28 protein-coding genes are annotated in these 25,325 nt (G+C 70.2%); 12 read left to right on the top strand and 16 right to left on the bottom strand.

Annotated features, from left to right (window positions below):
* Position 1: 1 nt before the first annotated feature.
* Positions 2 to 292 carry a hypothetical protein gene (locus tag H284_RS0111330; RefSeq protein ID WP_018192695.1) on the bottom strand — a complete coding sequence of 97 codons (291 nt, stop codon included), beginning with the start codon at positions 290 to 292 and terminating at the stop codon, positions 2 to 4.
* A gap of 65 nt (positions 293 to 357) precedes the next feature.
* On the opposite strand from H284_RS0111330, the gene H284_RS0111325 reads away from it, so the two are divergent.
* Positions 358 to 891, top strand: coding sequence for a TOPRIM nucleotidyl transferase/hydrolase domain-containing protein (locus H284_RS0111325; protein WP_231371183.1), 534 nt, complete (start codon positions 358 to 360; stop codon positions 889 to 891).
* 9 nt (positions 892 to 900) lie between these two features.
* Positions 901 to 1,416: a tetratricopeptide repeat protein gene (locus H284_RS0111320; RefSeq protein ID WP_020076316.1), complete on the top strand. Its 516-nt coding sequence runs from the start codon at positions 901 to 903 to the stop codon at positions 1,414 to 1,416.
* Positions 1,417 to 1,447: 31 nt separating this feature from the next.
* Here H284_RS0111320 and H284_RS0111315 read toward each other — a convergent pair whose 3' ends face one another.
* The 4 genes from H284_RS0111315 to H284_RS0111300 all read right to left on the bottom strand — a co-directional run bounded on the left by H284_RS0111315 (position 1,448) and on the right by H284_RS0111300 (position 4,757).
* A complete protein-coding gene (locus tag H284_RS0111315) occupies positions 1,448 to 2,371 on the bottom strand; it encodes an AEC family transporter (RefSeq protein ID WP_020076315.1) in 924 nt (307 codons plus the stop codon).
* A 90-nt stretch (positions 2,372 to 2,461) separates the two neighbouring features.
* Positions 2,462 to 3,277, bottom strand: a complete 816-nt coding sequence (locus tag H284_RS0111310; RefSeq protein ID WP_020076314.1) for a TspO-related membrane protein — start codon at positions 3,275 to 3,277, stop codon at positions 2,462 to 2,464.
* A gap of 54 nt (positions 3,278 to 3,331) precedes the next feature.
* Complete coding sequence (locus H284_RS0111305) at positions 3,332 to 4,123, bottom strand: putative protein N(5)-glutamine methyltransferase (protein WP_020076313.1); 792 nt, start codon at positions 4,121 to 4,123, stop codon at positions 3,332 to 3,334.
* Positions 4,124 to 4,145: 22 nt separating this feature from the next.
* Entirely contained in the window at positions 4,146 to 4,757 is a 612-nt protein-coding gene (locus H284_RS0111300; protein ID WP_018192701.1) for a flavodoxin family protein, read from the bottom strand.
* Positions 4,758 to 4,844: 87 nt separating this feature from the next.
* Here H284_RS0111300 and H284_RS0111295 point away from each other — a divergent pair, with 87 nt between their 5' ends.
* From H284_RS0111295 to H284_RS0111280, 4 genes are all read left to right on the top strand, one after another.
* Complete coding sequence (locus H284_RS0111295) at positions 4,845 to 5,183, top strand: hypothetical protein (RefSeq protein ID WP_020076312.1); 339 nt, start codon at positions 4,845 to 4,847, stop codon at positions 5,181 to 5,183.
* An 81-nt stretch (positions 5,184 to 5,264) separates the two neighbouring features.
* A complete protein-coding gene (locus H284_RS0111290) occupies positions 5,265 to 5,546 on the top strand; it encodes a hypothetical protein (protein WP_018192703.1) in 282 nt (93 codons plus the stop codon).
* A gap of 45 nt (positions 5,547 to 5,591) precedes the next feature.
* The gene (locus tag H284_RS0111285; protein ID WP_020076311.1) at positions 5,592 to 7,115 is read left to right on the top strand and encodes an FAD-dependent oxidoreductase; all 1,524 of its coding nucleotides are present in this window, start codon (positions 5,592 to 5,594) and stop codon (positions 7,113 to 7,115) included.
* A 155-nt stretch (positions 7,116 to 7,270) separates the two neighbouring features.
* Entirely contained in the window at positions 7,271 to 7,684 is a 414-nt protein-coding gene (locus H284_RS0111280; RefSeq protein WP_020076310.1) for a hypothetical protein, read from the top strand.
* A 3-nt stretch (positions 7,685 to 7,687) separates the two neighbouring features.
* Here the strand turns inward: H284_RS0111280 and H284_RS20160 are convergent, their stop codons facing one another.
* Entirely contained in the window at positions 7,688 to 8,659 is a 972-nt protein-coding gene (locus tag H284_RS20160; RefSeq protein ID WP_155885489.1) for a hypothetical protein, read from the bottom strand.
* Positions 8,660 to 8,893: 234 nt separating this feature from the next.
* Here H284_RS20160 and H284_RS21190 point away from each other — a divergent pair, with 234 nt between their 5' ends.
* The 3 genes from H284_RS21190 (at position 8,894) to H284_RS0111255 (ending at position 10,770) form a co-directional block, all read left to right on the top strand.
* Positions 8,894 to 9,547, top strand: a complete 654-nt coding sequence (locus H284_RS21190) for a hypothetical protein (protein WP_231371182.1) — start codon at positions 8,894 to 8,896, stop codon at positions 9,545 to 9,547.
* A 61-nt stretch (positions 9,548 to 9,608) separates the two neighbouring features.
* Complete coding sequence (locus H284_RS0111260; protein ID WP_020076308.1) at positions 9,609 to 9,872, top strand: DUF7218 family protein; 264 nt, start codon at positions 9,609 to 9,611, stop codon at positions 9,870 to 9,872.
* A gap of 22 nt (positions 9,873 to 9,894) precedes the next feature.
* Entirely contained in the window at positions 9,895 to 10,770 is an 876-nt protein-coding gene (locus tag H284_RS0111255) for a hypothetical protein (RefSeq protein ID WP_020076307.1), read from the top strand.
* A gap of 3 nt (positions 10,771 to 10,773) precedes the next feature.
* Here H284_RS0111255 and H284_RS0111250 read toward each other — a convergent pair whose 3' ends face one another.
* The 9 genes from H284_RS0111250 to H284_RS0111210 all read right to left on the bottom strand — a co-directional run bounded on the left by H284_RS0111250 (position 10,774) and on the right by H284_RS0111210 (position 19,180).
* Positions 10,774 to 11,739, bottom strand: a complete 966-nt coding sequence (locus tag H284_RS0111250; protein ID WP_020076306.1) for a glycosyltransferase — start codon at positions 11,737 to 11,739, stop codon at positions 10,774 to 10,776.
* A complete protein-coding gene (locus tag H284_RS0111245) occupies positions 11,736 to 12,371 on the bottom strand; it encodes a hypothetical protein (RefSeq protein WP_018192710.1) in 636 nt (211 codons plus the stop codon). The genes H284_RS0111250 and H284_RS0111245 overlap by 4 nt, the downstream gene beginning before the upstream one ends.
* The gene (locus tag H284_RS0111240) at positions 12,364 to 12,813 is read right to left on the bottom strand and encodes a DUF6098 family protein (RefSeq protein ID WP_020076305.1); all 450 of its coding nucleotides are present in this window, start codon (positions 12,811 to 12,813) and stop codon (positions 12,364 to 12,366) included. Before H284_RS0111240 ends, H284_RS0111245 begins: the two co-directional genes overlap by 8 nt.
* The gene (locus H284_RS0111235; RefSeq protein WP_020076304.1) at positions 12,794 to 13,276 is read right to left on the bottom strand and encodes a hypothetical protein; all 483 of its coding nucleotides are present in this window, start codon (positions 13,274 to 13,276) and stop codon (positions 12,794 to 12,796) included. Before H284_RS0111235 ends, H284_RS0111240 begins: the two co-directional genes overlap by 20 nt.
* A 74-nt stretch (positions 13,277 to 13,350) precedes the next feature.
* Positions 13,351 to 13,668 (bottom strand): DUF7882 family protein, encoded by a 318-nt coding sequence (locus H284_RS0111230; RefSeq protein WP_018192713.1) that lies wholly within the window; start codon positions 13,666 to 13,668, stop codon positions 13,351 to 13,353.
* Positions 13,669 to 13,742: 74 nt separating this feature from the next.
* Complete coding sequence (locus H284_RS0111225; RefSeq protein WP_020076303.1) at positions 13,743 to 15,293, bottom strand: FAD-dependent oxidoreductase; 1,551 nt, start codon at positions 15,291 to 15,293, stop codon at positions 13,743 to 13,745.
* Entirely contained in the window at positions 15,290 to 16,549 is a 1,260-nt protein-coding gene (locus tag H284_RS0111220) for a 6-phospho-beta-glucosidase (RefSeq protein WP_020076302.1), read from the bottom strand. Before H284_RS0111220 ends, H284_RS0111225 begins: the two co-directional genes overlap by 4 nt.
* Positions 16,546 to 17,700, bottom strand: coding sequence for a BadF/BadG/BcrA/BcrD ATPase family protein (locus H284_RS0111215; protein WP_020076301.1), 1,155 nt, complete (start codon positions 17,698 to 17,700; stop codon positions 16,546 to 16,548). Before H284_RS0111215 ends, H284_RS0111220 begins: the two co-directional genes overlap by 4 nt.
* A 445-nt stretch (positions 17,701 to 18,145) precedes the next feature.
* A complete protein-coding gene (locus H284_RS0111210) occupies positions 18,146 to 19,180 on the bottom strand; it encodes a LacI family DNA-binding transcriptional regulator (protein ID WP_020076300.1) in 1,035 nt (344 codons plus the stop codon).
* Between the two features lie 477 nt (positions 19,181 to 19,657).
* On the opposite strand from H284_RS0111210, the gene H284_RS0111205 reads away from it, so the two are divergent.
* The 3 genes from H284_RS0111205 (at position 19,658) to H284_RS0111195 (ending at position 22,988) form a co-directional block, all read left to right on the top strand.
* On the top strand, positions 19,658 to 20,626 hold the full coding sequence (locus H284_RS0111205) for a carbohydrate ABC transporter permease (RefSeq protein WP_018192718.1): 969 nt from the start codon (positions 19,658 to 19,660) through the stop codon (positions 20,624 to 20,626).
* Positions 20,626 to 21,600 carry a carbohydrate ABC transporter permease gene (locus tag H284_RS0111200; protein ID WP_020076299.1) on the top strand — a complete coding sequence of 325 codons (975 nt, stop codon included), beginning with the start codon at positions 20,626 to 20,628 and terminating at the stop codon, positions 21,598 to 21,600. The genes H284_RS0111205 and H284_RS0111200 overlap by 1 nt, the downstream gene beginning before the upstream one ends.
* Before the next feature lie 134 nt (positions 21,601 to 21,734).
* Positions 21,735 to 22,988: an MFS transporter gene (locus H284_RS0111195; protein WP_020076298.1), complete on the top strand. Its 1,254-nt coding sequence runs from the start codon at positions 21,735 to 21,737 to the stop codon at positions 22,986 to 22,988.
* Between the two features lie 843 nt (positions 22,989 to 23,831).
* Here H284_RS0111195 and H284_RS0111190 read toward each other — a convergent pair.
* On the bottom strand, positions 23,832 to 25,202 hold the full coding sequence (locus H284_RS0111190; RefSeq protein WP_018192721.1) for an extracellular solute-binding protein: 1,371 nt from the start codon (positions 25,200 to 25,202) through the stop codon (positions 23,832 to 23,834).
* Positions 25,203 to 25,325 lie beyond the last annotated feature (123 nt).

Here is a 25,325-nt window from a genome sequence, read left to right as displayed (position 1 = left end):
CTCAGACGGCCGGCGAGGTGGAGCTGGAGCCGTTCCCGCTCTTGCCCGTGACCTCGTCGATCTTGGAGGTCGCCTTCTCGGTGACCTTGCTGACGGTCTCGCTGACCTTGTCGCCGACGTCGGAGGCGGCACGTCCGGCGAAGTCCTTGACGTCGCCCTTCACGTGCTGCACGGTGTCCGATTCGGCGAACCCGCGCCACTTGCGGCGCATGTCCTCGTATGCACCGCGCCCGGCGCGCGACCCGATGATGAAACCGACGGCGACTCCTGCGGCAAAGGTGATGATCTTCATGGCTCGCACCGTACGCGCGGCTTCGCGAGCGCGACAGGGGTCGACGGCGAGTGCACAATGTGACCGTGACCGGACAGTGGGTGGATGCCAGCACGGCGATCCTGGTCGAGGGCGCCAGTGATCGGGCGGCCGTGCTCGCCGCCGCCCGCATCCTCGGCGTCGACCTGGCGGCCGACGGGGTCGCGGTCGTGCCCATGGGCGGTGCGATGAGCGTCCGCCGGTTCGCCGCTGAGCTCGGAGGGGATGCCGGACTCCGGCTGCGCGGGCTCTGCGATGCCGCCGAACTGCGCTTCTTCCAACGAGCCGGCCTCGACGAGGAGGCCGTGTTCGTGTGCCGTCCGGACCTCGAGGCCGAGCTCGTGCGTGCGCTGGGGCATCGACGGACGGAGGACGTGCTCGAGCGGGAGGGCGACCTCCGACTGTTCCGGATGTTCCAGCAGCAGCCCGCCCAGCGGGTGCGGTCGCTCGACCAGCAGCTGCACCGGTTCTTCGGCACCACCTCGGGCCGGAAGGAGCATTACGGCGCCGTTCTGACCTCCGCCCTCGCCGCGCACGAACTGCCCGCGCCGCTCCGGGGCGTGATCGGGGCCGGCCAGTAGGGTGGGCGGATGCCCGAGACGACCGACCCCGCCCTGCTGCAGCGGCTGAGGGACCTGTTCGACGCCAGGGACCGCGACGACATGGCGCCGACGATCGCCGCGCTGCGCGCCGTGCTGGCCGAGCATCCCACCGATCCCCGCGTGCTCTACGAGGTCGGCGGCGCCTACGACACCGCGGGCGAGGAGGAGACGGCGGCGGGATACTACGAGCGCGCCCTCGACGCCGGGCTCGCCGGCGACACCCTGCGGCGCTGCCTGCTGCAGTACGGCAGCACGCTGCGGAACCTCGGCCGGTTCGACGAGTCGCTCGCCGTGCTCGACCGGGCGAGGGAGCTCTTCCCCGAATCCGAGTCGGTGCTCGTCTGGCATGCGCTGTCGTTGCACGCGGCCGGCCGCAGCGATGGCGCGGTCGCCGAGCTGATGGAGCTGGCCGCCGACCGCATCCGCACGCCGGACCTGCTGCGCTACGAGGCGGCCATCCGCGGCAACGCCGGGTACCTGCGGTCGCTCGACGGCGAGCGCTGACCGGGTCGGCTCAGGGCGCGGTCAGGCGCGGTCAGGGCGCGAGCAGCGCCGCGATGACCAGCAGGGAGGGCACGGCGAAGATCGTCGTGAACAGCACGATGTCGCGCGCGACGGGCATCCCGCGTTCGTAGCGCGCCGCGAAGTTGTAGACGTTCTGCGCGGTCGGCAGCGCGGCGAGCGCGACCGCCGCGAACAGCGGCTGTCCCTCCAGCCCGAAGACGAACCGGGCGACCAGGAACGCGAGCAGCGGCATCACCGCCGACTTGAGCGCGACGGCCACGACGATCGGTGTGCGGCCCGTCCCCGGCTGCAGCGGCTTCGATCCGACCAGCGACATCCCGAACGCCATCAGCACCAGCGGCACCGCGGCACCGCCGAGCAGCTCGAACGGCTGGTACACGGCATCCGGCAGCCGAATCCCGCTCACGTCGACGAGGATGCCGAGCACCGACGCGATGATCATCGGGTTGCGGATGGGCTGGGTCAGGATGGAGCGCACCGACATCGTCCCGCGGCTGGTGGTGTCGAGGATCGTGAGGGCGATCGGCGCGAAGACGATGAGCTGGAGCAGCAGCACGGGCGCGACATAGGACGCGCTGCCGAGCACGTACACGGCGACCGGGATGCCGATGTTGTTGGCGTTCACGTATCCCGCGCCCAGCGCTCCGATCGTGGTCTCGGGGGCGGGCGACCGGAAGAACGCGCGGGACAGCGCGACGAACACGGCGGCCGAGGCGACGGCGGCGATCGCGGCGACGAGCAGCTGGGTCGAGAACACCACCCGGAGGTCCGCGTGGGCGAGGGTGACGAACAGCAGAGCAGGATTCGTCACGAAGAACGCGATCCGGTTCAGCACGTACGGGGCGGTCGGACCGCCGATCCGCAGCCGCCCGGCGACGTAGCCGACGAGGATCACGAAGGCGATGATCCCGAACCCGGTCAGTACGCCGCCCACCGGTCCAGCGTACGGGAGGGATCAGCACCGATCGGGTTGACGCGACGCGCCGTCGCTGACTGCCGCGCGACGGCGTGTCTCGTCAATCCGTCAGCCGCGCGCCCGGCGCGACGGCCGCGCCACCCGCACGGCCAGGGCGACCAGGAGCAGAAGCAGCGCCGCCGCGAAGGCCGTGATCGCGACCGGAGCCGAGATGAGCGAGCCGGTCAGACGCGAGACGCCGATCCAGGCGAGCCCCCACGCCGACGCGACAGCCGGGGCGAAGCGGCCGCCGTCCCAGACCGCGAGGGCGCAGCCGATGACCGCGAAGACTGCGAGCAGGGCCATCGCCCAGGCGTGCGGACTGCCGCCGAAGCCGTCGAACCCGGCCACCTGCAGTAGCGAGGTGATGTTCGCGACGGTCGCCACCATGACCCACCCCAGGTACAGGCCCATCACGCCGTCGAGGAGCACGGCGTCGGCGGTGGAGTCCCCGGGGTGGCGGCGGAGCACGACGAACGCGGCGATGAGGACGACGAGCAGCGCCACGATCGCGACCACCGAGAGCGCCAGCTGACCGGCTTGAACGGAGAGGATCCACGCGGCGTTCAGGAGCAGGGAGGCCAGCACCCAGAATCCGGCACGGCGCTGGCGGTCGCGCGCGGCCTGCGACGGCAGCGTCTGCCAGATGGCGTAGGCGACCAGCCCGCCATAGATCACCGACCAGATCGCGAACGCCGGTCCGGCGGGGGCCAGCAGGGTCGCGTCCGCGCTCAGGGCGCCGCCCGCGACTTCGGGGATGGGCGTTCCCCCGGCGAAACCGGAGCCGACGACCGCACCGATCAGCGCCACAACCGTGCCGGCGATGACGAGGGATTGGCGGACGCGGTCGGCCGGCATGGGCCGCGCGGCGGCGAGCGTGCTCATGCCACGCACGGTAGTCCTGTCGCCCGCGGCGGTGAAGGGATGCGCCCGCCGGCGCTACGCGGACGGCGCGGACGCGACGACCACCGTCGCGCCCAGGTCGTCGTCCGATTCGATGCGCGACGTGAGCCCGGCAGCTGCGAAGAGGGCGGCCGAGACGGCTGCCTGCTCCTCCCCGGCCTCGATCAGCAGCGTCCCGCCCGGTGCGAGCCAGTCCGCAGCCTCCGCGGCGATGCGGCGGTGGATGTCGAGGCCGTCCGCGCCGCCGTCGAGCGCAATTCCCGGCTCGTGGTCGCGCGCCTCCGGCGGCATGAGGGCGATCGCCTCCGTCGGGACGTAGGGCGCGTTGACGGCCAGCACATCGACGCGGCCGCGCAGCTCGGAAGGGAGCGCCGCGAACAGGTCGCCCTCGAAGACACGGTCGGGAGCGACGTTGCGCCGCGCGCATGCGACGGCGACCGGATCCAGATCGGCGGCATACACCTCGGCGGCGGGCACGCGGTCGGCGACGACCGCGCCGATCGCACCGACACCGCAGCACAGGTCGACCACGACGGCGGCGCCGGACACGGCGACCGTGGCCGCGGCGAGTTCGGCCGCGCGCCCGGCGAGCAGTTCGGTGCGCCGCCGTGGCACGAAGACCCCCGGGGCGACGTGGAGGCGGAGTCCACCGAACTCGACCCAGCCGAGCAGCGGCTCGAGCGGCTCTCCGGCGACGCGACGCGACACCAGGGCGTCGAGTTCGGCGGGTGAACCGGCCGCCTCGATCAGCAGGCGCGCCTCGTCTTCGGCGAAGACGCATCCCGCAGCCCGCAGGCGCGCGACGATCCGGGGGTCGGGTTCGGTCACGCGGCCATGCTAGCTGCGCCCGTCAGTACGGGCGCTCGGAGAGCAGCCGCGCCAGGTGGGCGGCGTTCTTCGCCACGACGGCGTTCGCGCTCGCCACGGCCTCCGGGGTCTCGTCGAGGTCCTTGTAATCGACGGTCTGCATCGCCTCGCCGTTCCAGTACGTCGCGCCCTGCGACGGGATGCTGAAGCCGACGTCGTTGAGCCCCTGGAAGAGGTCGGCGATGATTCCGTGCGCGCCGTCCTCGTTGCCCACGACGCCGACGATGCCCACCTTGCCCTCGACGAGCGGTCGGCCGGCGTCGTCCGTCTCCGACAGCTCGGCGTCGAGACGCTCCAGCGCGCGCTGCGCCACCGACGAGAGGTGTCCCATCCACGTGGGCGTGACGATGAGCAGGATGTCGGACGCGATGATCTGCTCGCGGATGTGCGGCCACTGGTCGCCATCGCCCTCGTCGAGCTCGACACCGGGCTTGATGTCGTAGTCGACGAGGCGCACCGCGGTGCCGGTCACATCGTGGGTCGCCAGCTCATCCAGGAGCTGGCGCGCGAGCAGCTGACTGCTCGACTCACCGGGCGACGGCTTGAGCGTGCAGACGAGGGCGAGCGCGGTCAACGGTCTGGTCTGATCGGTCATTCCGCGAGTGAACGCGCACCGCTCCATCACCGCAAGGCCACACCGCAAAGCCTTGACCTTTCCCCCAGGTGATCGTATGGATTGGTGATGAAGCGCATCCATTATGCGAGCGGTTCTCTCCTCACCGGAGACGACATCGCCGACGTCATCGTGCGCTTCGCCGCCGCGCTGGCCCAGAACAACGCCGCCGCCGAAGTCCGCGCCCCCGTTGTCGTGGACGGGGGCAGCACCGGGGAGGTCCTGCTGCTGCTCGGCCCGGCCAGCCAGATGCTGGCGGAGGACGCCGAGTATTCGGGATCCGAGCTGCACGATCAGCCGTTCGTCGACGAGTTCGAGCACCGGATCGCGGCCCTCGCGCCACAACGGGCGACCTACGTCGAGCACGGTACGGACGACATCCCCGACGTCGATCTCGACCTGCTCTGACCGCGCCCGATACAGAGTCGGACTGGCACAACGCGGGGGGCCGCGTACTATCGGGCAGGAAACGACGACCGGGAGAGGTAAATGCAGGTGTTCCACGTCTACATCGACGACCTGAGATTCACCTTCGTCGACCGCGCACCGGTCGAGGAGCTGAAGGCCCGGGTCGTTCAGGCGAGCAGGAACGACGGCGACTTCGTCTCCATCTCGCAGTCCAGCAGACCTCCGAGTGAGATCTTCGTCACCGCGCAGACGCGCGTACGGATCGAGACCGCCACGATCCCGCGCGACCCCGTCGCCTCCGGAGCCACCGCCGGGGAGGACGACGACGACGCGTTCTGGTTCGACTTCGACTCGCTGGCCTGAAGTCAACCGCTTCCCACGGCGTCCTCGACGGGGGATGCTCGTCTCATGCCGCCGACGACGTCCCTCTGGCTCGAGACCTCCCCGCACATCCCGACCGACACGTTCGAGTGGGATGGGCACTACGACACGATCGTCGTCGGCGCCGGCCTGACCGGCCTCGCCACCGCCCTCATGCTCGCCCGCTCGGGGATGCGCGTCCTGGTGCTGGAAGCCCGCACCGTCGGCGCGGTCACGACTGGCAACACGACCGGCAAGGTCAGCCTGTTGCAGGGCACGACGCTCTCGTCGATCCGCCGCCACGCCTCCGAGGCCGTGCTCTGCGCCTACGTCGACGGCAACACGGCGGGCCAGGGCTGGCTGCTCGACTTCCTCGAAGAACAGGCCGTCCCGTACGAGACGCGTGACGCCGTCACCTACGCGACGACGCTCGACGGTCTGGACAAGCTGGATGCGGAACTCGCCGCCGCCCGCGTCGCCGGCCTCGACGCCGTGGAGGAGCGCACCACCGAGCTTCCGTTCGCGGTGGAGGGCGCCCTCACCCTGGGCGGTCAGGCGCAGGTCCATCCGCTGAAGGTCCTAGCCGCGCTCGCGGCGGAGTTCCGGCGGCTCGGCGGGAGGATCGTGGAGGGGGAGCGCGTCACCGACGTGTCCGCCGCGAAACCGGCTGTGGTGACCAGCAGCTCCGGCACATCCCGGGCCGACCAGGTCGTCCTCGCGACCGGGACGCCCATCCTGGACCGCGGGCTGTACTTCGCCAAGGTCGAGCCGACGCGCTCGTACGTCACCGCGTTCCGGGTTCCGGGCGACATCCCCGAGGCCATGTACATCTCCGCCGACTCGCCCACCCGCTCCCTCCGCACCGCGACGGCGGCGGACGGGAGCCGCCTGCTCCTCGTCGGCGGCAACGGTCACCCGGCCGGCCGCGCGGACTCGCCGGCCGAGAAGCTCGCCGACCTCACCACCTGGGCCGAGCGCACCTTCCCCGGGGCGGAGCGGACCCACTGGTGGGCGGCGCAGGACTACCGGTCGGCGAACCGCATCCCATTCGTCGGCTGGCTGCCCCGCGGACGCGGCCGCATCTACCTGGCCACCGGATACGACAAGTGGGGGATGACGAACGCCGTGGCCTCGGCACTCAGTCTCACCGCCGACCTGACCGGGGAGACGCTCGAGTGGGCGCGCGTGATGCACCACCGGGTCACCCGGCCCGTGGACATCGCCTCGGGCGTCGCCATGAACGCCGGCGTCGGCAAGGCCGCGGTGACCGAGTGGGCATCCGCTCAGGCGGGCCCGGAGGTCGGAGACGAACCGGTCGCGGAAGGCACCGGCACGGTCGGACGCCGCGGCCGCACACCGGTCGCGGTCTCGACGGTCGACGGGACGACGTGCGCGCTCACCGCGGTCTGCAGCCACCTCGGCGGTGTGGTCCGCTGGAACGACGCCGAGCTGTCGTGGGACTGCCCCCTGCACGGCTCGCGCTTCGCACCGGACGGCACGGTTCTCGAAGGTCCGGCCACCCAGCCGCTCGCGCCGGCCCCCGCCGCCCGCGCGGCGGAGACGGCGGGCTGACGAGCGTGTCCCGACGCGCACGGTGACCTTTCGGCCCGTCCGTCACGTTTCATTGAGATCACGCGTCTGCCTGAGTGAGGGTGTTCCCCGATTCGGTTGACCACTGTCGGCCGGTCACGTCCGCTCTCGTCGGCACAAGGGTGAGGAAACTGCGGATGAAGGCGATCCAGGAGTCCAGCGTGAGTGAGCGCCCGGCCCGCCGCCTACGGTACTTTCTTCCTCTTGCGTCGGTTGCCGGCGCGTCCGTCTTCGCTTTTGCCGCATTGCCCCAGCAGATGGGCGGGCTGGTCTCATTGCCGACCGTGCTGTTGCTGATACTCATCGACCGGAGCACCCGGCGAACGATCGACGCGCGACCACGGGGGACCAAAGCGATTCTCTATTTCGTGCTCACGGCCATCGTCTACGTCGGTTCACTCATCGTGGCGGTGACCATTGCACGCGACGAACCACTGTGGGTCGCAGGCTCGCTCGCGGTGGTCGTCTTCGTCGTCGTCGCCCTGGGAGCGTGGGTCCCCAACCGCCGCCGAGCTCACCAGGTCAACCCCAGCGAGCCCGGCCTTTCCTAAGCGCTATAGCTGGTAGCAGCTCCCGTACGCTCCCAGCAGCGTGCTCGCCGTTCCCAAGAGCCAGGCGCCGGTGGCAGTGAGCGGGTTCCACGCAAGAGCGGCCACACCTGCCAGGGAAGCGATACACCATCCAGCGCCAGTGACCTTCACCGCGCTTCCGCCTCCGTTATAGGCAAGCGCTACAGATTTGACCATGGCACCGTTGATGTACTTCTTCAGGTAGCTTCCCTTGCAGTTGGTGAGCGCAGAGCCCGGTGCCATGAAATAGCTGCTGCCATTGGTGAGCACGCAGTTGTACGAGTAGACACCCGTGCTCGGATCGGCGACGACCGGGTAAACGGTGCGCTCACCATGCTCGACGACCTGTGTGAGTGTGTTGCCCGTCACTCGGTAGTGGGTGGGCACCGGGTTGCCGTCCGCGTCCTTAGCCCACGCCGCACCGAACACGGCCAACGGTGCGCCGTCGGGGGCCACGACGGCGACAGTGCCGTCTGGCGCCTCTACCAGTGCGGCGTCCGCCGGCACATCGATCGGGTAGTCGTACCTTGTGGGGGCGCCAGCGTTCTCGATCACAGTACTGATCTGGATAGTGCCGTCTCGGTGGACTACAGGGACGGTGGAGGAACCGTTGTTGTTGTCGTAGACGACCACGCCGGCCTTCTGCGAGCCCGTCGCCGCGGTGGCCCGGTCCGCAAACGGCAGACCGATCGTGATGTCCGGAGCGGCAGCTGGCGCGTCTAGGTGCAGGCCGGCCCGCGCATCCAACGGTACCGACACGGTGGTCCCGTCTCCGACCTCCATCCGTGCCGATGTTCCTGAATCACCCGAATCACGTGCCACCTCCGATACCGCCGCTGGCGCCACCTTCTCAATAGCAGCCACGGCATCGACGGCGTTGGCTCGTGCGGCGTCCGGGGAGGCGAAGCCGGTGAGACCTACACCGATCAAGAACGCGCCGCTCAGCGCCGTAGCCATCTTCAACACTCGAGGTCTCGGCATGCGAGAAGCCCTTTCGCTCAACATCGAACGAGTGGACTCGCGTTCTCGACCCGGGCAGGACCGGAAAGAACGTTCAATCAGAAGTCCACAACCGTGACCGGCAAGACGCCCGTCACCCTCTATGACGCGACCCGCGCAGGATCGTGACGACGCGCGGCGCCGCCCCGTGAGGCCTAGTCAGGCCAATCGGCCCGGGAGTATGGTCGCCGCATGACGAATCCAGACGACGAGAGCACACCGCGCCCCGCCGGACCCACCGGGGCGGGCGAGCCGGTCAGCCCGCCGCCCGCATCCGATCCCACGCCTCCGCCTCCTCCTCCGCCCAGTCAGGGCATCCCGGCTGCACCACCGCCGCCGCCCAGCTCCTACCCCGCCGCGGCCACCGGTCCGTCCACCACCGTCGCGCCGACGTCTCCGCCGAACACGGTCAACATCGCGTTCTGGCTGTACGTCGCCGGTGCGGTGCTGAGCGTGATCAGCGGCATCATCACGATCGCGGTCGTCTCAGGATCGCGCGCCGACCAGGTGCGCGTCATCGAGCAGCAGGGCGCCGACCTCCGAGGCCTCACAGCGCAGCAGGTCGCGGACGCGTCCGTCACGTTCCTCGTGACCTGGTCGATCGTCACCCTGATCTTCTGGGCCGTCGTCTTCGTCCTCTTCGCCTACTTCATGCGCCGCGGCGCGAACTGGGCGCGCATCGTCCTGACGGTGCTCACCGTGCTCTCGCTGCTCAACCTGCTGACCGGCTTCGGAACCGGGCTGCTGCAGGTGCTGGCGACGATCGTCGCGGTCGTGCTGATGTGGCTGCGCCCCTCGAACGAGTACTTCGGCGCGGTGAAGGCCGCGAAGGGACCGCGCGTCTGACCGCACCCTGACAGCCGGCTGTGCCGGGCGTACTGTTCCTGCCGAAACGGAAGGAGCGGATATGCCCGGCAACAAGCCGCAGCTGAAAGACCAGGAGCTCTACGAGAAGCTGCGCACGGAGGGGGACTCCAAGCAGAAGGCTGCTCGCATCTCCAACGCCGCAGCATCCCGCGGCCGATCCTCGGTCGGCCGCACGGGCGGCGACTCCGGTTCGTACGAGGACCGGACGGTGCCCGAGCTGAAGAAGCGCGCGAAGGAGCTCGGCCTCAGCGGCTACTCCAAGAAGAACAAGGGCGAGCTCGTGAAGGAGCTCCGCAACCACTGAGTCCCGCGCGTACACTCGCCGCATGGACCTGCGGGATGTGGCCGGCGAGTTGTACTCGGTCGCACCCGGCGACTTCATCGCCCGGCGCAACGCCGCCGCGGCCCAGGCCGACCGCTCGACGGCCAAGCAGATCAAGACCCTGCGCAAGCCGTCGGCGTCGGCGGCCGCGATCAACGCGCTCACCCGCGAGCACCCGGACCTCGTCGGCGACGTGCTGGAGATCGGCTCGCGGATGCGGGATGCGTTCGCCTCCCGCGACCGCGCCGAGATCCGCGCACTCACCCAGGAGCGCCAGCGGCTGCTGCAGCGCGCGACCGACGGACTGGACCTCAGCCCGGCGGTGCAACGTGAAGTCGAGGAGACGTTGCAGGCGGCCGTCATCGACCCGGCAGCGGCCGCCGCGGTTCGGAGCGGGATGCTGGTGCGCGCCCTCGAGTCGACCGGTCTCGAGCAGGTCGACGTCTCCGACGCCGTCGCGCTGCCGATCGACATCGAGGACTTCCCGGCGCCGCGGCCCGGCCGCCGGAAAGCGCAGAGCGGAGGCGGCGGGAACGAGGATGCCGGCGCGGCCGAAGCGGACGACGAACCGGGCGCAGAGGAGCACACCGAGTCGCCGAGCGAACGCCGGGAACGGCAGCGCCGCATCCGGGCCGCCGAGAAGGCGGTCGCGCGCGCCCGCGAAGACGCCGAGGCCCTCGACGACGAGCTCGACGAGACGGTCGACCACCGCGGCGACCTGGAGGCGGAGCGGGACTCGCTGCAACGACGGCTGCAACGGATCACGGACGACCTGAGCGAGACGCGTGCCGCCGAACGCGAGCTGCGCTCGCGGATCTCCGACGCGCAACGCGCCGTCCGCGAAGCGGAGAAGGCTCTGCGCGACGCACGCGACGACTGACGCTCAGCTCACCCAGTGCGCCAGCAGGTCGTCCCAGTCCGCCTGATAGCGGCCGAGACCGAACCGCTCCAGCGCCCACTCGCGCGCGCGGCCGCCCGCCTCCGCCCCGCGACCCGGGTCGTCCACGAACGCGCGGACCGCGTCATGCAGCTCGGCCAGGTCGGTGGAGATGGCGCCGACTCCCGGCACCACGGCGCGGCGCGCGTCCGTCGCATCCAGCGCCACGACCGGGATCCCTGCCGTCATCGACTCGAGCAGCGAGAGTCCCAGCGACGTCCAGCGGTTGGGATGCACGTACACACGCCGACGCCCGACCTCGGAGAACAGGCGAGGCGCCTCGATGTCGCCCGCGGCGACCACCCGGTCGCTGCCGACGCCGAGCGCCTGCGCCAGGCCGTCCACCTGCATCCCGAAGACGTCGACGGGCGCCACAGCGGCGAAGCCGCCGAGAAGATCCGAACCCGTCACACGCCAGCGGCGCACCGGCTCGTTGATCACCGCCGCGGCGCGCGGAAGCTCGCCGGTGAAATGGTTGCCGTAGTCGACGACACCATGCTCGATCACCCGGGTGCGGGTGGAGCCGGTGTCCCAGAACAGCGCGTTGAAGTGCGAGACGTGGGCGATCAGCAGGTCGTCCCGATCGGCGAGAGGATGCCGTGAGTTCGGAATGCTCTCCTGGGGCGTGTTGTGCTCGACGAACACGACCGGCACATCCACACCTGGCCGGCGCCCGGTGAGCCGCTCGACCAGGTCGAACTCCTCCAGCCGCTGAAGCACGACGGCGTCGAACGGCGTGGACGCCAGCTCGGCCTCCGGGACGTCGACCACGCTCGACGGCCAGTCCCGGCCGCCGACACCACCCTCGCCCGCCGCATCCACCGGGAGCAGGTAGGTGTGCCGCCCGCGCACGAATGCATCCATCCAGCCGCCGTGGACCTGCCAGACGAGAAGCCGCAGAGCGCGGCTCACAGCTGCGACCCGGGGCCGGGGTGGCCCCTCACTTCCAGAGGCCCGGTCTCGGGCGCCGGCCCGTCCTGGTCCTGGCCGGCGGCGACGCCCGCGTGCGTGTGCCCGGCCACGCCGTGCGCGGCCGTGTGCGGCTCCTTGGTCGGGCAGAGCTTGCCGCAGTACGAGCAGATGTAGCCGTCGCCGATCCGCGCTTCGCCGTTCAACCGGTACTCCAGCACGTCGCCGTCGCCCTCCAGCGCGAACTCCACGTACGCCGGCCGCTCCAGCGACGGGATGGGCACCCGCATCCGGGCGAACGGGCGCCGCGAGTCGTCGAGCGGCACCCACAGCTTGTCCGGGGCGGGGCCGAAGATCGAGCCGGCCTTGTCGACGCGGGCCGGCCGGTGGTCGTCACGGATGTGGAGGATGTGGCCGGCGCTCAGCATGTCGCGCGGCAGCACCTGATACAGCTCGGGGACTCCGTAGGCGATCGCGCCGCGCCGCAGCCGCGAGAAGCCCTCCTCCGTGTCGTCGCCCATCACCACGAATGGCGGCGCCTCGGGCGTCCGCAGCACAATGGCCGTGCCGCCCGACGGACTGTCGGAGATGAGCTGCAGGATGGCCGTGGCCTCGACGAGCAGACCCTCAGGCATGCGCCACCGACACCAGCTCCGCCTCGCGACGCCCGGGCTCCGCGTCGAACCGCTCGTCGCATACCCGGTCGGCCTCCGCGATGAGGCACTCGGCCAGGCGACCGACCACCTCGATGTCGGTGACGAGTGCCTCGCCGTCCAGGCCGTGACCGGCGGGGCGGCCGCGCAGCAGCCACGCGAAGCGCTCGGGGTGCACGCCCTCGAACGTGGCGTGCCGGGCAGCCGGAAGCTGTGTCAGCTGTCGCGCGATCCACTCCCGGCGGGGCAGCGTCCACCACGCCTCCGGGTCGAGGGGACGCGCGGGCAGCCCGGGGAGCGCGAGTCCGCTCGCGGCGTCAATCGGACCGGCCTCCAGGTCGGCCGCATAGCCGGCCGAGTAGCGGACGTAGAGCCCGGGCGCCTCAACGAGAAGGCGCTCGATCTCAGAGAGCTGATAGAGCACGGGAACCTCCGGTCGGGACGCCGTCGCGTTCGCGGACCACGCGGTAGCGGCACTCCATGCGGGTGCGCGACACCAGCTCGAATTCGTGCCACGACGGGCGGTCGAGCGACGGGATGGGGATGGCGACATGAGCGGGCGCCTCGCCGTCACCGTCCAGCGGCACGAACACGACGACGTCCGTCGCGCCGAACACCGAGGCGGAGCACGCGAAGCGCGCCTGGACATACCGGTCTGAGATCACGACGAGTGCCGGCTCCGACCCCGCGGGGTAGTCGTCCCGCGACACTTCGCGGTACGGCTCGCTGAGACCGTGGGCTCCGGGTCCGCGCCGCATCCGGACGAACACGTCGCGGCCGCCGAAGACGTCGAGCCGAAGCGACGACGGGACCGCCCCATCCGCCAGGATCGCCACCGGCGTCCTTGCGCGGCGCGGCAGCATCATCAGCACTGCCGTCGCCGTCATATCGCCCACGCAAGCAAAGCTAGGTCGAGTCGGATCCGAAAGCAGGGGATTGACGAAGCGCTCGAGCCGTGCGGTCAGCTGGGGAGGTGGCGGCCGACCTCGTCCTCGGGCATGATCACCATGCCGCCGGTGCGCTGGGACGTGTGCATCAGCGCTTCGAGCCACTGGGGGTTGATGGCGGGCGGGCGGCTGCCGCTGAACTGGAACGCCAGCGGCACCTCACGGCTGATCCAGAGCGAGACCCGGCCGGATCCCTGCTCGACGGGGACGTCCCAATTCAGCAGGAAGCTCTCGTGACGGCGAAGCTTCGCGACGATGGCGAGCTTGACGTGGCTGAGCACCCGATCGTCGAGGTCATACTCCTGGCCCGCGCCGTAGACGAGTTTTCCCATGGTCCTCATAGTGCCCTAACGAGGCACGCAAATCCTGTCGCGTCAGGGGGATTGACACCGGTACCAGAGCGTGGTTAAGAGAGACGTATCGCCTGTCCTGAGGACTCCAACCGGTCCTGAAGCAGGGCGATCCACACATCCTGCACCGGCGTGCCAGCGCTTGACGCGAGCGCTGCCGCCGCACCTGCGGCCTGACCGAGCATCATGTACTGCGGCTCCATCCTGACCGACGCGAAAGCGACGGCCGAGGCGGACAGGCAGACCGGTACCAGGAGGTTCGTCGCGTCCTCCCGCTTGGGCAGCAGTGCGGAGTACGGGATGCCGTACACCGGCACAGGGACCGAGAGGTATCCCTCCGTGAAGACGGTGCCGATCGGGTCCGGATGCTCGTACACCCAGCGCCAGACACGCTGCACCTCGCGGATGTCGATGTGGTACGAGCCGAGGGCGACGGTGTCCTCCGGCATCGAGCCGGCGAGCAGGTCGTGCTCGGTCAGGATGCGCTCGCCGACCATCCTTCTCGCCTCGCGCACGTAGAGCTGGTGGGGGAGGTGGCCGGTGTCGGCGAACTCGCCGCGCGGCAGTCCCCAGCGCGACAGCTCGCGCCGGATCGCAGACGGCACCGCGGGGTCGTGCGACAGGAAGTACAGGAAACCGCGCGTGTGGTCGACATGGTGCCGACGGATCTCCTCGCGCCGCTCCGGGGAGGCGTCCGGGTACTCCCATGCCGATCCGTCCAGCACGCTCAGCGACACCGGTCCGAGCGAGTTGCCGTCCGCCATCCCGCCGGGCAGGTTCGGCTCGAGCCCCAGCATCCGGCCGGCCGCACGTTCGACGCCCTCCCGTCGGTCGCGCGCGAAGAGGCGGCGCCCCAGCTCCCAGTACTCCTCGTCGTAGCCGTCGGGACGGTCGAACGAGATGCGGTCGGCAGCCGTGGTGAGGCAGACGCGGAAGCCGTACGACATCACGCCGCCGTCGCCCTCCCCCAGCTGTGCGAGCGGGCGGTCGTGAAGCTGCGGCAGGAGGCGTCCCGTGGTGAGCCCGGTCGGATCGTCGGCGAAGGGCGACACCGACGGCGGCATGTTGTGCATGCCGGGGAGAAGCTCCTGCCTGCCGGCGAACCGCTCGCCGTGCAGGCCGCGGTCCTCGCGGCCGACGCGGTACGGCACCCCCGCGGTCGCGAGCAGGTCGCCCTCGTAGCTCGCATCCACGAACACGCCGGCCTGGATGCGGTCGCCGCCGGTCACCGTGAAGGACCGCAACTCGCGGCCGTGACCTTGCTGCACGGCCTCGACCCCGGTCAGCCGCGCCCCGAAGAGGACATCGACGCCCGCCTCCTCCAGCCAGCGCCGGAAGATCGCCTCGGCCACGTGAGGTTCCGGTCCGGCGTAGTGCCAGGGGGTGGTGCCGTAGTGCTGCGCGATGTCGGCGCGGAGGCGCGCGGCCGCGCCGCCGAGAGCGCGGACGTCTCCGACGTCGGTGTAGCCGAGGCCGCCGGAGGTCATGCCGCCGAGGTGCCGGCCGGGCTCGACGAGGACCGTCCGGGCGCCACCCTCGGCCGCCGCGACGGCTGCCGTGACGCCGGCGGAGGTGCCCCCGTAGACCGCGACCTCGAACGCGCTCATGCGAACTGCGGGAGGAGCCGGCCGCCCGTCTCGAAGATGCCCCTCTCGAGAGCCGTCACCAGATCCCACTGGCCGACGAGGGGATGCGCCAGCAGCGCCTTCCGCACCAACTGGCGGTCGCCGGTCACCGCGGCCCGGGCGGCCAGCCGCTCGTACGCGCTGACGTGCTGGATGAGCCCGAGCAGTTCCGGCGCGACCGGCTCCTGCGGCAGCGGGGTCGCGCCCGACGCATCCACTCGGCACAGGGTCTCGACCACGTCGTCGTCCGCGAGACCGGGGATCAGCCCGTTGTTGCGGACGTTCACGACGTGGTTGTCGCCGGTGCCGGCCACCAGCGACGCGAGCAGCGCCGTCGCCGCCTCGCTGTAGAAGGCGCCGCCGCGGGCCTCCAGCTGCGGGGGCTTGGTGTCGACCGTCGGGTCGGCGTACAGGGCGAGGAGCTCGCGCTCCACGTCCGCGACAACGGTCGCCCGGGGCGTGCCCGCGACCATCTCGCCGACGGTGGCGTCATGTGCGTAGTAGTACTTCAGGTAGTAGGAGGGCAGCACGCCGAGGTCGCGGATGAGCTCGCCCGGAACGCCTCCGCGGCGGCCCAGCTCGTCCGAACGATCCGCGATCATGCCGGGCAGCACATCCACGCCGTCCACCCGGATGTGCCGCACCCACGACAGGTGGTTGAGGCCGACCGGGTCCACCTCGACGCGGTGCGGCTCCACGCCGTGCTCGCGTGCGATCCACCGCTGGACGCCGATCGCGAAGTTGCACAGCCCGATCGCGCGGTGGCCGTCGTCGAGCAGCGCGCGGGTGTTGATGCCCACGGGGTTCGTGAAGTCGACGATCCACGCGCCCGGGTCGGCGCGCTCCCGAGCCTCGCGGGCGATGTCCAGAACGACGGGGACGGTGCGCAGCGCCTTCGCGAGACCGCCCGCGCCCGTCGTCTCCTGGCCGACGCAGCCGCAGGCGAGGGGGAACAGCTCGTCCTGCAGCCGCGCGCTCTGACCGCCGACGCGCAACTGGATGAGCACGGCATCCGACCCCTCGATGGCGGCTGCGCGGTCGGTCGTCAGGGTGACCGGGACGTCGGCGCCCTGGCGGGCGAGCATGCGGCGGACCATCCCGCCGACGATCTCCAGGCGAGGGCCGTCCACATCCATCAGCCAGAGTTCGTCGACCGTGAGACGCTCGCGCTCGTTCCACAGCCCCGAGACCAGCTCGGGAGTGTAGGTGGAGCCTGCGCCGATGACCGTGACCTTCATCGCGGGGTCCTTTCGTGGTTCGGGTGGGGGTGGTTGTGGGCTTCCGGTGAGGCCGGCGTCGGTGCTTCGCGGAGGGCGCGGACGACGCCGTCGACCGGGCGGAACTCCAGCGGGCGCGGGTCGAATCCGAGGCGGCGGAGGCCCGCGGAGACGGCGTCCCGGAAGCCGGGGTCGGAGAACGTTCCGCCGGCGAGGACGGCGGGGGTGCCGGGCGGGACGACGGGGGTGCCGGGCGGGACGACGGGGGTGCCGGGCGGGACGACGGGGGTGCCGGCGAGGACGGCGGCGGTACGGGGCGGGACGACGGGGGTTCCGGGCGGGACGACGGCATCCGGCGCGTCTGCATCCTCGGCGGAGGCCGGATCGGCTGCCCAGGCACGCCGGGCCACGACGGCGGCCAGCGCCACCGCTTCGGCGGCCGCCCGCGCGATGAGGTCGGATGCGACCGTGTCCCCCTCTGCTGCGGCTCGGGCGACGACAGAGGCGAGGGATCCGACTTGCCGCATCGACACGGACCCGTCGCGGATCGCTCGGGCGAGGGCGACCGTGTCGGCGGCTCGCGTCTCGGCGAGGACCAGCGGCAGCAGCGACGTGGATGGCCCGCGGCCGTCCTCGGCGCGCGCGGCTGCGCGGACCGCCTCACGGCCCAGTTCGTCGCCGCCGCCCCAGTCGCCGCTCGGCCAGCCGAGGGCGGGGACGGTCGCGAGTCCGTGCGGTCCGCGCGCGACGGCGTTCAGGCCCGCGCCGCAGACGACGGCGAGCGCGTGGCCGAGCCCGGCGCCCGCATCCAGCACCGCGACCGCGTCGCCGACGACGTCGACCGCCGCGCGGCGGAACAACTCGGCCAGCGCGGCGCGGTGGCCGTCTTCGTCGCCGGGGAAGTCGAGTCCCGCCACGGCGGCCGAGACGCGGGTGACGTCGGCGGGTGCGATGCCGAGGTCGCGGAGGACTGCCGAGACGGCGGCGGCGACCGCCTGCGGTCCGGCTCCGCTGCCCGGGCCGATGCCGCGGGAGCGTTCGATGAGGCCCTCCGGACCGCCCTCGAGCACGACGACCTCCGTCTTCGAGTTGCCGCCGTCGATGGCGACGGACAGCCCGACCTCGGGTGCGTGGTGCGTGTTCGTCAGCGTCGATCCTTTCGCCGCGCCCATCCTGCCGCAAATATGGGATCGTTTCCACCCTGCCGGTCCGCCTTCCCGCCCATCCCGACGCGACATTTGCGCCAAATCTCCGTTATCGCCCCGCCAGAACCGAGATTTGCGCCAAATGTGCCGGCCCGCCCGCCCCGCCAAGCTCGACATTCGTGCCGAATGTGCGGAATGCGGGCCGCAAAACGCACATTCGTGCCGAATGTGCGTTATTCACCTCCCGCCGAACCGACGCGCGATTTGCGCCAAATGTGCCCGCCCGCCTGGCTCCCGGGGGTCGACATTCGTGCCGAATGTGCGGAATGCCGCCCGCAAAGCGCACATTCGGCACGAATGTGCGCTGTCGACCCGGCGAACGGACACGAGATTTGCGCCAAATGTGCGTTATCGAGCCGCCAAAGAGCACATTTGCGCCAAATGTGCGTTGGCGACGCGACGCGGGGCGCCGCTACAGCGCGCGCGGAGCCGCGGTGGAGCCGCGGGGCAGCACCTGCGCCTCGAGCACGATGGTCTGCGGTTCGGCGGCGGGGTCCTGCAGGCGCCCCAGCAGGCGGTCGAGCGCAGTCTCGCCCAGCGACACCGCATCCTGAGCCACCGCCGTGATGCCCGGGCTGACCATGCTCATCCACTCGGAATCGTCGAAGGCGACGACGCTGACGTCCTCGGGGATGCGCAGGCCGAGATCGTTCGTCGCCCGCCACACGCCCTCCGCGAGCAGGTTGTTGGCGGCGAAGATCGCGGTCGGGTGGTCGCGGCGGGCCAGGATGTCGATCGCCGACTTGCGGGCGCCGTCCGCATCCCATCCGGTCGAGATCACGAGGGACGGATCGGCGGGGATGCCCGACCCCTCCAGCGAGCTGCGGTAGCCGGCGGCGCGCTCGCCACCGGTCGTCCAGGTCGTCTCGTCGATGAACAGGGCGATACGGCGGTGACCGAGGTCGATCAGGTGGTCCGTCATCCGCTTCGCCACGCCCGCGTTGTCGATGATGACCGCGTCGCAGCGACCGGCCGAGAACTGGCGGTCGGCTTCGATGACGGGGATGTGCTGGCGCATCAGGTAATTGGAGACGTCACCCGAGAGCGGCGTGACGATCACTCCGGCGACACGGGTCGCGACGAACGCGCGCGCCGCATCCATCTCGGCCTCGGTGGAGCCCTGGTCGTCGACGAGCATCATCGTGTAGCCCTCGCGGCGGGCCCGGGCGGCGATGCCGGCGGCGAGATCGGCATAGAAGGCGTTGCGCAGGTCGGAGACGAGCACGCCGATCGTGCGGCTGTCCTGCTTGCGCAGGCTGCGGGCCATGGCGTGCGGCACGTACCCGAGCGATTCGGCGGCGGCGAGCACCCGCTCGCGGACCCCGGCGGCGACGTAGCCCTCACCGCTCAGGGCGCGGGATGTGGTCGACTGCGACACCCCGGCGGCCAGCGCGACATCTTTCAGCGTCGCGCGCCGCTGCGTGCCGTCGGCGTCGTTCTCGATCATCGAACCCTTTCCACGGGCGCCGGAGCGCCGGACGCCCGGCGAATCCACCCTAATGGCCGACGCGCCGGCCCGCTGCCGTGCCGTCACGGATGCGTCACGCTGCCTCCGCGGCTGCGGGATGCGCGACTCACCCGGGCGGAACCGCGGCGCGGAGGAGGGGCGATCGCGCGGCGACAGAGCCGCCGCAGAGCGCATCCCGGACCGGTGACGACCGGTCCAACCGGGTGTACCGTGCCCCGCACACAGGCAGTTCCCCCGCCGGCACCGCCCGCATAGCCGAGACGGGTCCGCATCCCGAGAGAGTCCACCCCCGCCCGGGAATGGGCTGGGCTCCGGTTGCAGGCACGCTCGGGAGGACTTATAGTCGCTGCTATGTGGTAACGATGCCACACACTACGCCGACGCAGGCGGAGGACGGATCGAAAGGGTGGCGATGAAGATCACCGAGCTCGATGGCGCAAGGAAGAGGAGCCGGTGATGGCCGTCCTCTCCGACACGTCACGCGGGAAGACCCGGACGGGCGACGACAAGCCCGCCAAGAAGAAGGGCACCAAGTACAACAGGCGCGAGGCGATCGCGGGTTACCTCTTCATCAGCCCGTGGATCATCGGCTTCCTCGTGTTCACGCTCGGCGCGATGCTGTACAGCCTCTTCATCTCGTTCAGCAACTACAACCTGGCGACGAACAGCGCGACACCGGCCGGCTTCGACAACTACTCGGAGCTGTTCAACGACCCCAAGGTCGCGCTCTCGCTCGGCAACACGCTGTTCTACGCCGTGATGGCGGTGCCGCTGGAGATCATCTTCGCGCTACTGCTCGCCCTCCTCCTCAACTGGGTCGGGCGCGGCGCCGGCGCCTTCCGCACCATCTACTACCTCCCGAAGATGACCCCGGCGGTCGCGACCGCATCCATCTTCCTGCTGCTGCTCAACGGCAACACCGGAGCGATCAACCGCTTCCTCGCCATCTTCGGCATCGAGGGCCCGCAGTGGCTGATCGACCCGAACTGGGTGAAGCCGTCGATCGTGCTGATGACCCTGTGGGGCGTCAGCGGCACCATGGTGATCTTCCTCGCGGCACTGAAGAACGTGCCTCGCGACCTCTACGAGGTGGCCTCGCTCGACGGTGCGGGACCCATCCGCAAGTTCTTCACCATCACCATCCCGATGATCTCCCCGGCGATCTTCTTCAACGTGGTCGTGCTCACGATCGCGGCCCTCCAGGTGTTCGACCAGGCCTACCTGCTGTTCTGGCGAGACCAGACGAACGCCTCCCCCGACTCGTCGTTGTTCTACGGCGTGTACCTCTTCCAGCAGGCCTTCCGGCAGTTCAACTTCGGCTTCGCCGCGGCGATGGCCTGGCTGCTGTTCGTGATCATCCTCCTGATCACGCTCATCCAGGTGAAGGTCAGCAACCGCCTCGTCTACTACGAAGGAGACAAGTGATGTCCTCCGCGACCCAGTCCACTGCCGCCGCGGCCCTGGCCCCGCTCGCCTCCGAGCTGGATGCCGCCCAGCTGCAGGGCAGCACCCCCAACGGGCGCGGCGAGAAGCCCGTCGGCGGCCGGTGGTACAAGCCGAGGACGATCATCGGGAAGACGGTCCTCTGGATCGTCGCCATCGGCTTCGCGCTGCTGTTCCTGTACCCGTTCGCCTGGCTGCTCGCCGCGAGCCTCAAGCCGCGGCAGGAGGTGTTCGACAACTCGCTGTGGCCGAAGACGTTCACGCCGCAGAACTACGTCGAGGTGTGGAACCAGCTCCCGCTGCTCTCGTGGATCGGCAACAGCGTCATCATCGCGGTCCTCGCCGCCGGCCTGGTCGCGATCTCGAGCTCGATCGTCGCGTTCGGGTTCGCGTACTTCAAGTTCCCCGGGCGGACGCTGCTGTTCGGCCTGGTGCTGGCGACGATGATGCTGCCCGGCGCGGTCACCATGGTGCCGCAGTACCTGATCTGGAAGAACCTGGGCCTGATCGGCACCTGGCTTCCGCTGTTCGGTATGAACCTGTTCGGCTCGGCGTTCTACATCTTCCTTCAGCGGCAGTTCTTCATGGGGCTCCCGCGGGAGCTGTTCGAGGCCGCACGACTCGACGGCGCGAGCTACTGGAAGCTGTTCACGAAGATCGCGATGCCGCTCAGCATCCCGTCGTTCATCATCATCTTCCTGTTCGAGTTCCAGGCCAGCTGGAACAACCTGCAGGCGGCGCTGATCTACCTGAACGCGGGAGGCGTCGACGGCTTCACCGTGCCGCTCGGCATCTCGTACGCGATGACCACGTTCAGTCCGACCAACGGCGGTCACGGCGACTACCAGTACGTGATGGTGGCCGCGCTCATCGTGACGCTGCCCATGCTGCTGCTGTTCGGCTTCGGCCAGCGGTACTTCATCGAAGGTGTGGCGACGCAGGGTCGCAAGGGCTGACCTCATCCCGGACACCGGGCGCGGTTGGACATCGTCCACCGCGCCCGGTAAGGTTTAACCCCCCTAGCGACGATTTTCGGATCCAGCCGGCGGGTGGGAGGACCACCTGTTCCGGACTCGAAAGGCCACTCGTCGTGACACCTCCTTCTCCTTCGCTGTTCGCATCCCGCGATTTCCGCCTGCTGCTCATCGGGCAGACCACCAGCCAGCTCGGCGCCCAGGTCTCCGGTGTCGCCCTGCCGTTGCTCGCCGTGGTGAGCCTCGACGCGACGCCGTTCGAAGTGGGGATGCTCGGGGCGGCATCCACCGTGGCGTTCGCCGTGCTCGGGCTCCCCGCCGGGGCGTGGGTCGACCGGATGCGTCGGCGGCCGCTCCTCGTCGCCAGCGATCTGGTTCGTGCGGTGCTGCTGGCGACCATCCCTCTCGCTGCGGTTCTCGGGCTGCTCACCATGGGTCAGTTGCTCGTCGTCTCGTTGCTGGCCGGCGTGGCCCGGGTGTTCTTCGATGTGGGGTATCGCAGTTATCTACCCTCGGTGATCGGACGGGAGCGCGTGCTCGCCGGCAACTCCTCCCTCGAGTTCGTGCGCGCCTCCGGACAGGTTGCCGGGCCCGCCCTGGGCGGAGTGCTGGTGTCGCTGATCGGCGCGGCGACGGTCGTGCTGGTGCAGGCGGGCACGTTCGCGGCGTCCGCGCTGTGCCTGCTCGGCATCCGGGCACGGGAGGACGAGCCGACGGCTCCCGAGCACCGTCGGCGGATGCGGACAGAGATCGCGGAGGGTCTCGGCTTCGTGTTCCGCTCGCGGGTGCTGCGGTCGACGGCACTGGCGAGCGCCCTGAGCAATTTCTCGTTCGCGGTCGCGTCCGCGGTCAAAATGGTGTTCCTGTCGCGGACGCTCGGCCTCTCCCCCGCGCTGATCGGCCTCGTCATCGCGGTCGGCTCGGTCACGGTCATGGTCGGCGCCGCCTTCACCACGCGCCTGTCGCGGGCGGTCGGGTCGGTGCGGATCGTCTGGCTGTCGCTCGCCGTCACGGCGCCGCTGTCGCTGCTCGGCGCCTTCGCGCAGCCGGGATGGTGGACGCTCCTGATCGTGCTCGGCATCGCCGCCGGGGAATTCGGGCAGATCGTCTACGCGATCACCCAGGTGAGCGTGCGGCAGCAGATCTGCCCCGACCGCGTCCTCGGGCGGGTCAACGCGACCATGCAGGTCGTCGTGATGGGCCTCTTCCCCGTCGGCGCGATCGTCGGCGGCCTGCTGGGCGACGCGATCGGAGCCCGCTGGACGCTCATCGTCGCCGGTATCCTCCTCCTCGCGTGCCCCGTCATCCTGTGGGCGTCGCTGCGCGGCGTCCGGGAGGTCGCGGACCTTCCCGCCGCCGCGGACGCGTAGCGCCGCCCGCTCGCCCTCCCGCGCTCGGCGCGCGCATCCCGCATATGCCCGGCCGCGAAGTGCACGTAGGTGCGCTCGACACGCCGCAGGAGCCCGCAACTACGTGCACCTCGACGCCACCCGGACCGACGCGAGACGTGAGTGGATGCGGGAAAGCGGGGCGAGTTGCGACACGTACTCGCAGCCCGGCGCGCGCATCCCGCACATGTCCGCCCCCGAGGTGCACGTAGGTGCGCTCGACACGCCGCAGGCGACCGCAACTACGTGCACCTCGACGCGAGGCGGACCGGCGCGAGGGGTGAGTGGATGCGGGAAAGCGGGGCGAGTTGCGACACGTACTCGCAGCCCGGCGCGCGCATCCCGCACAGGGAAAGAGCCCGCGAAGTGCACGTAGTTGCGCTCGACACGCCGCGGGAGCCCGCAACAACGTGCACCTCGACGCGAGGCAGACCGACGCGAGACGTGAGTGGATGCGGGAAAGCGGGGCGAGTTGCAGCACGTACTCGCAGCCCGGCGCGCGCATCCCGCACAGGGAAAGAGCCCACGAGGTGCACGTAGTTGCGCTCGACACGCCGCGGGAGGCCGCAATAACGTGCACCTCGACGCGAGACGGACCGGCGCGAGACGTGAGTGGATGCGGGAAAGCGGGGCGAGTTGCAGCACGTACTCGCAGCCCGGCGCGCGCATCCCGCACAGGGAAAGAGCCCGAGAAGTGCACGTAGTTGCGCTCGACACGCCGCGGGAGCCCGCAACTACGTGCACCTCGACGCGAGGCGAGGGGCACGAGACGTGGGCACGCAGAAGGGGCGGCCTCCGCGAGGAGACCGCCCCTGTGCGAGCGCGTTACTTGCTGCTCTTGGTCGACTGGTCGTAGGCCTTCATGGCCGCGGCCTGCGCATCCTTCAGGGCCTCGCTCGGCGACTTGCTGCCGAGGAGCACCGACTGGATGGCGTTCTGCAACTCCGTCTGGATCTGCTGGCCGGCCGGCGACGCACCGAACGACTTTCCGTTGCCCACCACGTCGTAGTAGGTGGAGATCGCCTTGTCGAAGCCCGCGTTGCCGGACGGCTTCACGTACTTCTCACGCAGCGTCTTGTCGGCCTCGGGCGAACCCGTGAAGAGGCCGGTGTTGATCGCGCCCGGCGTCTTCTTCAGCGTCTCGGCACGGGCCGCGCCCGCCGCCTCCCACGCCTGCAGGCTGGTCAGGTTGAGCGCCCAGGCGCACGCGGCGTCCTTGTTCTTGGCACCGGTCGGGATGACGAACGACGTTCCCGAGGCGACCGTGAACGGCTGGCCGTCCGGACCCTTGAACGGGACCGCGCCGATGTCCACCTTGTCGACGAACGGGGTCAGCACGTTGACGTACCACTGGGCGTTGACCTGCGCGCCGACCTGGTCCTTCACGTACTGGTTGTTCTCGCCGAAGGTGTCGAACGAGTCGGTGAAGCTCTTCACCTTGGCGTAGCCGCCCTGGGCGTCGGTGATCTGCTTGAGCACCTCGAGGCCCTTCTCGTTCTTCGAGTCGTCGAGGGTGGGCTTGCCGTCGCTGCCGATGAGCTGACCGCCGTAGCCGAGGATCCACAAGCCCGCCTGGCCGCCCGCCACCGGGTCGAAGCCGAGGACCGACGGGTTGCCGCCGGACGACTTGTACATCTTCTTGATCGCTGCGACGAGGGTGTCCGGCTTGGACGTGTCGATCTCGGCGTCGGTCACTCCGGCCGCCTTCATGACGCGCTCGTTGGTGATGATCGCCGGCGGCTGGTAGAACTGCGGGACCGCGTAGACCTTGCCCTTGTATGTGACGTCGTCGATGACGGACGGGTAGTAGGTGGACGTCGGGTCGACGTCGTGCACCTTGTAGCACTGGTCGAGCGGCTGGATGAGGCCCTGCGCCGCGTAGGTGGCGACGAAGTTGCGGTCCATCTGGACGACGTCGGGCACGTTGCCGCCGGCGACGCGGGTGGTGAACTTCTGCGCGTCGAACGGCGTCTGGTCGATCTTGATGGTGACGTCTTTGAGCTGGCTCTTGGCGTAGTCGATTCGGGAGGTGCCGACGTCGTCGGCGTTGTCGAAGCCCCAGGCGTTCAGGCTGCCCTTGGCGTCTTTGGAGAAGTCCCCGCCGGACGAGCTGCCGCCGCTGGAGCTGCAACCGGCGAGGAGCGCCACCGACGCGGTGAGTGCCAGCGCGGCGAAGGCGGTGTGCCTCTTGTTCATCTGATTTCCCTTCAGTGGTGTCGCAGCGGGCGTCCTCGCCCGTGCGAAGAGGTACGGGATCCCCTACTGCCGGGGTCTGAGCGACAGTATGGAAACCTTCCCACATCGCACGCTAATGCAGGG

This window comes from Cryocola sp. 340MFSha3.1 (genome assembly GCF_000383315.1).
In the GTDB taxonomy this organism is placed as follows: domain Bacteria; phylum Actinomycetota; class Actinomycetes; order Actinomycetales; family Microbacteriaceae; genus Leifsonia.
Note: the sequence above shows the minus strand (reverse complement) of the source record. Positions and strands in the feature narration are given on the sequence as shown.